The sequence below is a fragment of the Thermus sp. FJN-A genome (assembly GCF_054655095.1).
The window spans coordinates 1-236 of sequence record NZ_BAAHSC010000257.1 but is presented as its reverse complement, the minus strand read 5'-3'; the positions used below and the strand labels follow the sequence as shown (position 1 = coordinate 236).

General features: G+C 72.0%; 1 pseudogene. It reads left to right on the top strand.

What is annotated here, in order from left to right:
- Positions 1–236, top strand: a pseudogene (locus tag ACYQ0J_RS13630) (ATP-binding protein); the annotation flags it as partial.

Sequence of the window (236 nt, the reverse complement as noted above, 5' to 3'; positions counted from 1 at the left end):
GAAGGGGTGGGGCGGGGGAGGGACCTCGAGGCCGACCTCAAGGCCTGGCAGAGGCGCTACCCGGGGAACGAGGAGAAGGCGAGGAGCCTCCTCAAGGCCCTCAAGCGCCCCGAAGGGGTGAACCCCGTCACCCTCGTCGTGGACGACGCCACGGGCCTCACCCCCAGTGTGGTCCCCTGGCTGGTGGCCTTCGCCGAGGTGGCCACCCTGGTCCTGGCCGTCCACCCGGAGACCCT